We start from the raw sequence: 10,248 nt of genomic DNA, 5'->3' as shown, positions 1-10,248 counted from the left end.
CACGATACTACCTTTCGGAAGCGTTTCGTCAAGACAGAATGTGCATTTTATTTGCAAACATTTTATGAACAACACACATCCTGCCTTGACGGTGGTTTTATCCGCACATGGCGGCGTTGCGAATGTCGTTTTTGATAAGGCGCAGCACCTTATCGTCCATTGTTTCCTTGCTCGTCTGGCTGAAATGGATGCCTACCATGTAGGTGGTCTTTCCAATCTTTCTGATAATCATGGGTGCGGTCTGCTCGGTGGTTGTGGGTGCTGTGTTCTTTGTTTTTGCCATTGAATACCTCCTTGAAATGAAAAAAGCCAGACAGGGTGTGAGGGTCGGCAACGAAGTCCGGCAACGGGCTTCAAAAAACCTCGAACATAGCCCTATCTGGCTCTTATACTATTTTTACTTTTTTCTTTGATTTCTCCGTTGCTTTCGTTGCCGGAGAAGAAAACTCCTTGTAAATAAAGGGGTTTTAAGGGATTAGCCCTGCAACGGGGTCGGCAACGGGATAGCAACTGGCTCGGCAACACGGTCAGTTTTTCAGAATGGAAGTTCCATCTGTCGGGCTTCTTCCTCGGTCAGTTCCCGAAAACCGTCTGGCAGATTTGGGCTTGTTGCCGATAGCTCGTTGCCGGACGGTATGCGTTCCCATCCTCGCTGTCTGCCGTACTTGGCAAAGATACGGGGATTGGAAAACGGTGTCCATCCCTCAATGCTGTTGTTCATTATCTCGTTGATTTCTCGGATTTCCCATTGTTTTGGCTCGTCAAAGGGATGGTTCAGAGCTTCTGCATAGATCAGCTTGGAGCAGACCTGTGTGCCGCCAAAATTATCAAGAAAAGACTGTATCAGTCCTGCCTTGGTGTCCTCCGGCATGAACTGCTTTTGCAGTTCTTTCAGTTCCTTGTCCATATCCTTTGATAAGGTCAGCTTTACAGGGAAATTGTGATAGATAAACATGGCTTCTGCCCACATAAGGTCAATGAACGCTCTGGATGCAGCTTCATCTTCCAGAATGTGAACCACGGCATTTTCGGGGTGTACCATGATGGGCAAGAACCTGCGGTTGCCGCTTCGGTCAAGGGGCAGGAAGTCCATTGTGTTTGACGAACCGCCGAACACGCATTGCCTAAGTCTGTCTGCCGGATGGGTTTCATACGGCACTTTATAGGTTTCTTTCGCTCTACTGATAAAGGACTTAATATCCTCAATGCTCTTGGCGTTGGCTGTGGCAATCATTTCCGACATTTCAATTATCCAATGTCCCTGCATCTTGCGGTAAACATTGTCATCGTCAATCTTCTTTAGGTCATCGGAAAACCATTCGTCCTTGACTGCAAGCAGTCGAAAAAAAGTGGACTTTCCTGCACCTTGCCCACCAACGAGGCAGAGCATGACTTCAAATTTGCATCCGGGCTTGAACACTCTGCTGATAGCTCCCAACATGAACAGTCGCAAGCATTGATAAGTGTATTCGCTGTCCTCCGCACCGAGGAAACGGGTCAGAGCGTAGCGGATGCGTTCTGTGCCGTCCCATTCCAGACTGTTCAGATAGTCACGGATGGGGTGGTACTTATCGCAGTCAGCGACAATGGAGATAGCTTTCTGGATTTTCTTCTCGCTCGTCAAAGCATACTTATCTTCCAGATAGAGCATCAGATAATTCAGATCTGTGTCATTGAGTGTCGCTGTCTGCTTGCTCCACCAAAGGGGCTTTACAATGTCGATACGCTCCGTGAGAATGTTGTACCTGACAGCACCTTGCAGATACGGGTCATTCTGAAATACTGTCAGACAGTTCCTTATGCTGTTCTTGATAGCTCCGCTATCGGTCAAGTCCAGACTTCCTCTGACTTCTTCCACGGTCATGCTCGGCTGTGGGTTCTGCAAATCGCTGTTCAAGTTTCATCACCTCTTTTCTTTGCTCGGCAACCAGAGCTTTCTTTTCTTCGAGAGTGCCGTACAGGAGAATATCAAGCAGATATTCAATATAGCTTTCTCTTTGCAGGGCTTCCACGAACAGGGGATGCCATTCATCCTCCGGCTGTTTCGGTGCGTACTGCTGTTTCCACGCTCGGAGAGAGTGGAAGTAATCGGTCAGCACCTTGTAGCATCGGTTTTCTTCCTGTCGGTATCTCTGCTCTGGGGTAGGTTCTCTTATCTTGGGTTTGACGGATGGCTTCTGTCTGCTGTCATAGCAGATACCGAAATCATCAGCTAATTTCATGGCGGCTTCTTTGCTTGGCAGTCCGAACAGTCGGGAAACAAAATCAACTGCATCCCCGTCCGCTTGGCAAGCGAAACAATGGAAACGCATATCCACTTTCATGCTCGGATTTTTGTCATTGTGGAATGGACAGACTGCCATGCCGTGACGGTTGACACGGATGCCGTATATCTCTGCCGCCTGTCGGGTAGTAACATTGCCTTTTACGGCTTCAAATACATTCATTGCATCATCCTTTCGGGAAACAAAAAAGGCACTCGACATTTTCACAACAAGAGAAAACGGCAAGTGCCTGTTAAAGTTCCATATTCTGTTTTTTGTGCTGCGGAGCTTTCTGCTCCTGTTTCTTTTTGCTTTCTGCCTGCTCATACTGCAAGCGTTCTTTGAGGGAGTGCTTCGGTTCGGGTTTCTTCTCAACCTCGGACTGTTCCGGCGTGAGGACTTTGCCCACCCAATAGCGAATATCTTTCATCGGTTGCAATTCCTCTTTGACGGTAGCAAGCTGTCCGGCAAGATCGGTGTGGGTTGCTTTCAGCTTGTCATATTCTGTTTGCAGGGCATCCAGATTTACATTCAAATCAACGCCATGCTTTTTGAGATAACGGAACGCTTTGTTGTAGGTGTCCAGTTCGTCCTTGTGGCTTTCTGCATAAGCTGCCTGTCGGACTTTCCAACCGATTTTGATATACTTGTCATGGACTTCCTTGTGGGCCTGGCAGTCTGCCACGGCGTTCTGTATGCCGGTAATGACTTTCATTCGGGCAGATGCCTTTTTCATATCGGCATTGATGGTTCTGGCTTTTTCGTTCACGCCTTGCAGGGCGGTGTCCAAATCTTCCAGAGTGAAAAGCTCATGTTCTTTCAAATAGATCAGAGCTTTGGAGACTGCTTTCAAATCATCGGCTGTGCCTTTCTGCTGTCCGTACCTCGACCAATCGCTACGCTCTGCCTTTCGCAGATTCATATAATCACGGAGCAGAGTGGAGAGGTCGGGTGAAGCGTTTTTCTTTTCGGCTTCCATTTCCGCAAACGCTTCTTTTGTGGCAGACACAATATCCGCAATCCAGTCTCGCAGACTTTTGATTGTACTGCGGATAGCGTTCATCATGCGGTTGGCGGCTTTAATGTCTCGGTTGAGATTGCCGATATTGGTTTCAATGCCCTTGCGTTCCAGAGCAGACACGGCGGCTCCCATGTGGACAGTCGGGATAATATCAAGCCCCTGTCTTTCATAGGAACGCATATCCACACGCTCGGCACTTCCGGCAAGCTCCAGATACTTATTCTGAATGACTTCCCATCCGTGTCGCCATTCCTCGGCGTGATACTGTTCGTTCCAGTCAACGGTATCTTCCTTGTGGCTTTTCCATCTGCCGGATGGGAGCTTGATACGCTCGCCGTTCTCGTCAAGGTCATAAACCTTTCGGCTCTTGGGCATCCACTTTCCGTTTTCATCAATGGCTCGCATGGTCAGCATAATGTGGCAATGGGGATTGTGTCCCGGTGGGTCGGGGTCATGGATTGCAAAATCACAGCACATTCCCTTTGACACAAAATGTTCTCGGCAGTATTCCTGCATCATCTGCGGACACATTTCAAGCGGCACTTCTCTCGGCAGGGCAACAACGAAACGCCTTGCAAGCTGAGAGTTCCATTGCTTCTCAACTTCCTCGGCAGAGTTCCAGAGTGTTGCCCGGTCTGCATATTCGGGTGGGGCATTGGTCGGCAACATGATTTCCGTGTAAACAACCTCATGCTGTTTCCTGCGGTGGTCTTTGTGCTTCTGGTCGTACTCGGAAAACAGTTTTTCTCCGGCTTGGTAAGCTGCTCCGGCAACTGCGGAATTGCCCTTGCTTCTCTGAACAATTCGTATGTTCAGATGGGGTACTGGCATTTTTCATCATCTCCTTTCTCCCTCATGTGGGCATAGAAAAAGCAGGAGACCTTTTTCAGATTTCCTGCTTTGTTGTGCCGACTAAAAGCGGCGGTTATTAAATTGTAACATTTATCTTGTGATGGAAACGGTTGCTGTTTCTCAACAATTATTATATCTTTCTGGTTCGATAGATTCCAATAGCAGATGCAACCAGAAGAAGCACATTAAAAAGCACAGGCTTCAATACAGAGAAATAATACCAAATTGGAATGTATGCCGGAACATCAGCTCCACCGATTACAGTAACGCTTGTAGAGGTATCTCCTATATTTTTCATTTGGTATATTGAGCCGAAGAAAAACAAATACCTAATCAATGAAACTACCGAAACAGCCAAAACTACTGTGAAAACAACTCTCCAAATTTTTCGTCGCTTCTCATTTTGTTTAGAATACTGCTCGTTTAATACTTCCAATTTGGCTGCCAGTGTTTTTATAAAATCCGGCTCCTCAGACTTAGGAATTTCCTCACCAAGCAAAACATTAACGGTGGTATCAAGAACCTCTGCAATTTGAATGACCATTCCGGCATCTGGAACCGATAAACCTTTCTCCCATTTTGAAACAGTTTGACGAACCACATTTAATTTGATTGCAAGCTCCTCCTGAGACAATCCCTTTGCCTTTCGGAGTGCTTTAATATTTTCATTTAGCATGATTATCCCTCCTTTAGATGAGAATATTTTATCGCCGATGCTCGTTGCATTCAAGCAACTGATGTTAACATTCCAAAACTTGTTGCCCAAGAATGATTGCTCCTGCAATCGTTCCTGGGCGGCAAGTCCACAAAGGGGTAGCTGTCGCAAGACAGCGCAGGGGAAGTGTAGCTTCCTCTGGATGATTGGAGCAAAGGACTTTTGCGGAAATCATCAAGCTCCCTGCAAGGGGCTTTCGGCAGAACGCAATCACCATCTTTAGGTGGTGTATAATTGCGCCCTGTTTTCCAACAGGGTTTTTAGCTCCCGTTCGGTTGCTCCGTTTCCTTTCGGTTCTCAATCAGCATATTCAGCTTCTTTTGAACCGCTTCGCTGTGGAAGATGAAAGTCAGAAGCTCCATTACATCATCATCCGTCAGAACAGTCGGCTCTCTCAAAAAGGTCTCCAACATTCCGGCACGAGTGCAAAGGCGGTGGGTTCTTTCGCTTCGGGTCAGTCGCTTGATTTCGCTTTCCAGTCGCTTTTCCTTGTGCTTAGCTGCGGTCAGCTTTCGCTCCGCAACATACTGTTCGTGTTTCAGCTTTTCCAATTTTTCATTGGGCATTAGGTCAACTCCTTTCGCAATAATGGATAAAACAAAAGCGACCAACTTTTCACGGTTGATCGCCTTTGGCTTAGTCATTATTCAAATGAAATGTAAATAGTTAAATTATCGGGTATGTAGCTGATACTCAATCCTTTTTCGTCATTAGATAGAAGCGTACCAATAGAAACATAGTCCTGTCCCTTGATTTCTTCTGATACATCCTCAATCACGGAGAAGCCTTCTTGTTTCAACAGCTCCATATATTCGTTATAAGAACTTTCGTCTATATCTACAATGCTGATACTGCAATTCTCGTGTTCTGTATCGAGCATAGCCCACGCAACTGTACCGGACGGAACAGGAAGTCCCTCTGTGTATTCATTCACAGGCCATACACCCTCATCAAGCATCGTAATACTTTCAGATTGTGTATTGCTTGTGTTTCCTGTGCCAGTTGGTGTTGTTCCCTGGTTGGAACACGCTGTCAATGACAGCATAAGTAAAACTGCAAGTATTGAAATATATTTTTTCATAGTTATCTCCTGTTGTGGCGGACTGTTCGGATAATCTGAATGACAGCAAATGTAACAGCGATTATGCCGACTACTAAAATGACTTGTGATGCATCAAAACCGAAAGTCCCCTCAACTTGAATGTTTGTCATTGCGTCTGCTTGCCCGATAGCTCCATCTGGCACTTTATCAGATTTTGCAGTAGCATAAATTACAAAAGCAACAACAGCTACCACAAGGGAAGTAACGCTTGAAATAATCCCTTTTCGTTTCTGGGGAGCAGAATTATCAATTCCAAACTGTTCTGCTGTACTGTCAGCAAATTCTTTTGGTGTCCCCAACCTTTCGATTACCTGTTGTTCAGTTTCTCCATGCTCTGTAGCAGAAGCAAAGATTTCATTCAGATCACGCACAACCTCAGTTTTGGCTTTGCGTGATAAATTCAATTCCTTTTCAACCTGCTTAATATATTGTTCTTTCATTCTGACACCTCCGTTTGTTGATAGCTGGCGATAAAGCCATTTACGCAATCTGTGTAGCTTGCCCAAAACATAATCAATTCCTGTAAAACTTCCTTTCCTTTGGGAGTAAGGGAGTAATATTTCTTAGAGCCACCATTAGCTGCCGCTGGTGCTAAACGACATTGAATTAGCTCTGCCTCCTGCAAGCGATACAGAATAGGGTAAATCGTCCCCTCTTTCGCATATCCCAAAACAGACGCACTGTTATTTAACTCTGTGATAATTTCATAGCCATAGGTTTCTTTACGTCCGATTAAGGATAAGAGTATCATTTCAAGAGAGCCTTTTTTGAATTGTTGCACATACTTATTATCCATACTCTCTACCTCACTTTAGTTTTGCTACTTAGCGTGCCTAAATAGCAAAACTAATTATACTACGGTCTGCAAGTTCAGTCAATATAGTTTGAAAGAAATTCACATCTATAGAGGTAAAATTTACATTTTCGTCATATTCGATACCTTATACAGCTTTATGTACTTGCGGTCAAAACATCAAGTGCAGACCCGATATTTTGACCGCATATCAACCCTAAACTCTACATTATTCCGTCTGACTGGCGAAACCATTTTGCTTGGCATTCTCGCTTGCTTTTCGTCTGCGTTCCTCGCTGTACGGCGGTTGCAGACGGATGGACAGTCGGGACTTGTCCAGAACATAGGACACGCCGCCTTGCTCGTAGGTCTTTTCCAGTCGGCAGAGGTCGGGGTATTTCTTGGAGAACGCCGCCAGTCTGTTCCTCAGTCCGGCATTGTAGGTCTGGATGTGTGCTGTGTCCTCGCCCTCGTTGAACAGGACGATGGTTTCCTTTTCATACTTCGTCAGCTTCGCCATAGCAGCCCTCCCTGCGGTCATTCAACACACGCTCCATAACTGCCTTGTCGTGGTAGTATTCATCCATTCGTACACGCAGATTGTGGTAGAAGCAGCGATACCATCTGTCCGCACCCTCGGCACTCAGCTTGACGGAGAGCATATAAAACAGTTTCTTCGCCGCAGGATCGGGAGCAATGGCAGCAACCAAACGTAAACGCTCGATAGTCGCTTTGCGGTTAGGGCAACCAAAGGCGTACAGGGCTTCCATTTCGTTAAGGTTCATTTTCATAGTGTTTTCCTCCTTGAATGTTGGTAAAAATAAAAGCGACAGAGACTTCACAAGGAAATACCTGTCGCTTTGTTTACGATATGAAATTGTTGGGTCTGGACTTATGAAATTCGGCTTATTCTTTCGGCTTAAACTCTGGATGCTCATAGACTTCTTTCATCAGCAGAACGCCCATAGCAAAACCATACTTGAATTGCTCTTTGTTCTGAATGTTCTGGCTGTCTGCCAGACGGTCATTGAGCCTTTCCAACTTCTCATAGTCCTCTTTGCTTAACTTCTGTTCAAAGTAGCTCATAATGTTTGTTGCGGCTTCGTTGGCTTCCCAAAATGCTTTACATTTCGGAACAACAGTTTCTGACGGATAAATCTGCCCGTCAAAGATAGCATCTAAAATCATAGGTTCACGCTCCTTTCTCAGCAGTAAATCATTTCGTGCTTGACGATTTCCTCGGCTCGGTTGCGGATGGAGTTCATGGCTTGCACCCATAACATCTGGTCGATAGCTTTTAGGGCTTCGGTCACATTCTCCGCTTTCTTCATCTGCTCGATGATGCAGTCACATCTTGCCGTTGCCTGTTCATTCAGATCAGCAAGGTAAGTATGCAGCTTGCAGGAGAGAACAAGGGTGGAATACTCGGCAGGGCGATACTGTTTCAGATATGCCCTGTGGAGATTTCCCCATTTACCGATGGGACGGTGTTCCTCCGGCAGCTTCAAGTCTGGCACATAGTAATCGCCTACAAGGATGTAGTCGATACCGTTTTCATGGATTCGGGGCTTCAATTCTTTCATGCGATATTCCTTTCTGCCGTTTTCTCGGCTTCCGCTTCTGCGGCTTTTTTCTCTTTTTTACGCTGTCTGTATCTGCGGACAGTCTCATTTCTGCGGTCTTTGCGTTCCTGCTCTTTGAGTTCTGCCAGTCGCTTTTCTTCCTCCTGCCTTGACAGGCTTTCTTCTTCGGTATCCTCCACCACAAACTGACCGATGAAATTAAAGTAAATATCAATCCTCTGGCTACGGTTGACCGTTCTGCCGCCTGTGGCTTCAAAGATAACGATTTTGTCAATAAACTCATTGAGCATGGTCTGTGTAATTTCCGTAAAGTCACGGTATCTCTTTACCAGTCGGACAAACATTTCTCCGCTTTCTTCTTCCTGCCGGAGTTCGCTGATTTTCGCTTCGATTTCAGCGACCCTTGCTTCAAGCTCCTGTTGCTCGGTGTCATACTGAGCCATGAGCTTTTCAAACTGCCTGTCGGGTATCTTGCCGGATGCGTTGCCCTCATAGAGTTTCTTGATGAAGTTATCCAGTTCTGCAATACGCTTTTTTGCGGTCACAAGCTCCTTTTTGCTGTCGGTCTGCACAACTGCTTGACTGGCACTTGTAAGCTCTTTAACTTGCTGTAAAAACGCCTGTTCATCTTTCAGCACATAGGCGGCAACCTTGCGGATAGCTTCATCAACCAGACTGTCCAGAGTGGATGCCTTGATAAAGTGCATCGTACACTCGCCGTACATGGATTTGTAGGTCGGACAGCGGAAGTTGCTGTCTGCATCGTAGGTTTTTCCGTCTGCTCTGTGCTGTGAGTGGGGGCTTGCATAGGACAGGCGTTTTCCGCAATCCGAACAGTAAAGCAGTCCAGACAGTCGGTGTGAGTAAGTCCCATTTGCCAGAGTTCGCTTTGTTTTCCTGCGGAGCTTCTGTGCCAGATGCCATGTTTCTTCATCGACAATGGCTTCATGGGTATTCTCGAAGATGATAAGTTCATCGGGAGTGGCTTTTCTTCGCTTCTTGGTCTTGAAATTCTCGCAGATGGTCTTGCCCAACACGGTATGCCCCATGTATTCCTGCTTTTCAAGAATGTAGGCAACTGCGGTACAGTTCCAACGGTAGGGGTCATGGTAGCTGTGGTTTCGGCTCTGCCCATGCTCGGATTGTTCCAGATAGGCAGACGGTATCAGCACCTTTTCCTCGGACAGCTTGTTTGCAATCGCCTTTGTCCCCATGCCGTCAATAATCATCTGGAATATCCTGCGGACTACCTTTGCGGCTTCCTCGTCAATCAGCAGATGGTTCTTGTCCTCCGGGTCACGCTTATAGCCATAAGGGATAGCACCGCTGCATCGTTTTCCGTCCTGCATCCTTGAACGGAAGATGGCACGGATTTTGTTGCTTGTGTCCTTTGCGTACCACTCGTTCATGATATTCAAAAACGGAGTGAAGTCATTTTCGCTTGGATTGGCACTATCCACGCCGTTGTTGATAGCGATAAATCGGACACCTTTTTCGGGGAACATGATTTCCGTGTAAAAGCCGACTTTCAGATAGTTACGCCCAAACCTCGACATATCCTTTACGCAGACAATATCGACTTCTCCTGCCTCAACTGCGGCAATCAGAGACTGAAATCCGGGGCGGTTGAAGTCAACACCACTATAACCATCGTCCGTGAAATGGCGGATATTCTTAAATCCCTGTGACCGTGCATACTCTTCCAGATATTTCTTCTGGTTGGTAATGCTGTTGGATTCGCCCTGCATTTCATCGTCACGGCTCAATCGCTCATAGAGGGCTGTGTACTTGATTTTCTTGGTTTCCATTGGCTTCCTCCTTTCTGGAAAATTCATATAGGGTACAGAAAAAGCCACATGGCAGAAGATTTTCGTCTTACCGTGTGACTTTTTCTCTGTCCTATATTATTGTAACCCTT

At 46.3% G+C, this 10,248-nt stretch carries 14 protein-coding genes; all 14 read right to left on the bottom strand.

The features are described 5' to 3' along the window. Positions 1 to 97: 97 nt before the first annotated feature. Entirely contained in the window at positions 98 to 283 is a 186-nt protein-coding gene (locus tag D3F01_RS15515) for a transposon-encoded TnpW family protein (protein ID WP_242889566.1), read from the bottom strand. Between the two features lie 252 nt (positions 284 to 535). Further along, positions 536 to 1,864, bottom strand: coding sequence for a virulence-associated E family protein (locus D3F01_RS15510; RefSeq protein ID WP_242889568.1), 1,329 nt, complete (start codon positions 1,862 to 1,864; stop codon positions 536 to 538). After that, positions 1,821 to 2,447 (bottom strand): CHC2 zinc finger domain-containing protein, encoded by a 627-nt coding sequence (locus D3F01_RS15505; protein ID WP_242889564.1) that lies wholly within the window; start codon positions 2,445 to 2,447, stop codon positions 1,821 to 1,823. The genes D3F01_RS15510 and D3F01_RS15505 overlap by 44 nt, the downstream gene beginning before the upstream one ends. Before the next feature lie 70 nt (positions 2,448 to 2,517). Beyond that, positions 2,518 to 4,116 carry a MobQ family relaxase gene (gene mobQ / locus D3F01_RS15500; protein WP_242889562.1) on the bottom strand — a complete coding sequence of 533 codons (1,599 nt, stop codon included), beginning with the start codon at positions 4,114 to 4,116 and terminating at the stop codon, positions 2,518 to 2,520. Positions 4,117 to 4,267: 151 nt separating this feature from the next. Then, positions 4,268 to 4,813: a helix-turn-helix transcriptional regulator gene (locus tag D3F01_RS15495; RefSeq protein WP_242889560.1), complete on the bottom strand. Its 546-nt coding sequence runs from the start codon at positions 4,811 to 4,813 to the stop codon at positions 4,268 to 4,270. A 299-nt stretch (positions 4,814 to 5,112) separates the two neighbouring features. Further along, on the bottom strand, positions 5,113 to 5,418 hold the full coding sequence (locus D3F01_RS15490; protein WP_242889556.1) for a DUF3847 domain-containing protein: 306 nt from the start codon (positions 5,416 to 5,418) through the stop codon (positions 5,113 to 5,115). 77 nt (positions 5,419 to 5,495) lie between these two features. After that, complete coding sequence (locus D3F01_RS15485) at positions 5,496 to 5,933, bottom strand: DUF6591 domain-containing protein (protein ID WP_238051862.1); 438 nt, start codon at positions 5,931 to 5,933, stop codon at positions 5,496 to 5,498. Positions 5,934 to 5,935: 2 nt separating this feature from the next. Continuing rightward, complete coding sequence (locus D3F01_RS15480) at positions 5,936 to 6,394, bottom strand: DUF1700 domain-containing protein (RefSeq protein ID WP_238051864.1); 459 nt, start codon at positions 6,392 to 6,394, stop codon at positions 5,936 to 5,938. Then, the gene (locus D3F01_RS15475) at positions 6,391 to 6,750 is read right to left on the bottom strand and encodes a PadR family transcriptional regulator (RefSeq protein ID WP_069989223.1); all 360 of its coding nucleotides are present in this window, start codon (positions 6,748 to 6,750) and stop codon (positions 6,391 to 6,393) included. The genes D3F01_RS15480 and D3F01_RS15475 overlap by 4 nt, the downstream gene beginning before the upstream one ends. Before the next feature lie 226 nt (positions 6,751 to 6,976). Next, positions 6,977 to 7,267, bottom strand: coding sequence for a molecular chaperone (locus tag D3F01_RS15470; RefSeq protein WP_242889555.1), 291 nt, complete (start codon positions 7,265 to 7,267; stop codon positions 6,977 to 6,979). Further along, positions 7,245 to 7,538, bottom strand: a complete 294-nt coding sequence (locus D3F01_RS15465; RefSeq protein WP_118693261.1) for a ferredoxin — start codon at positions 7,536 to 7,538, stop codon at positions 7,245 to 7,247. Before D3F01_RS15465 ends, D3F01_RS15470 begins: the two co-directional genes overlap by 23 nt. 115 nt (positions 7,539 to 7,653) lie before the next feature. Further along, positions 7,654 to 7,935 carry a DUF6809 family protein gene (locus D3F01_RS15460; protein ID WP_118693262.1) on the bottom strand — a complete coding sequence of 94 codons (282 nt, stop codon included), beginning with the start codon at positions 7,933 to 7,935 and terminating at the stop codon, positions 7,654 to 7,656. Between the two features lie 17 nt (positions 7,936 to 7,952). Then, the gene (locus tag D3F01_RS15455) at positions 7,953 to 8,330 is read right to left on the bottom strand and encodes a TnpV protein (RefSeq protein ID WP_069989227.1); all 378 of its coding nucleotides are present in this window, start codon (positions 8,328 to 8,330) and stop codon (positions 7,953 to 7,955) included. Next, complete coding sequence (locus D3F01_RS15450) at positions 8,327 to 10,138, bottom strand: recombinase family protein (RefSeq protein WP_242889554.1); 1,812 nt, start codon at positions 10,136 to 10,138, stop codon at positions 8,327 to 8,329. Before D3F01_RS15450 ends, D3F01_RS15455 begins: the two co-directional genes overlap by 4 nt. Positions 10,139 to 10,248: the final 110 nt, after the last annotated feature.

Origin of the sequence: Faecalibacterium sp. BCRC 81149, assembly GCF_022750605.1 — a bacterium.
Classification (GTDB): domain Bacteria; phylum Bacillota; class Clostridia; order Oscillospirales; family Ruminococcaceae; genus Faecalibacterium; species Faecalibacterium duncaniae.
The sequence above is the reverse complement of the archived record's forward strand: the minus strand, read 5'-3'. Positions and strand labels throughout refer to the sequence as shown.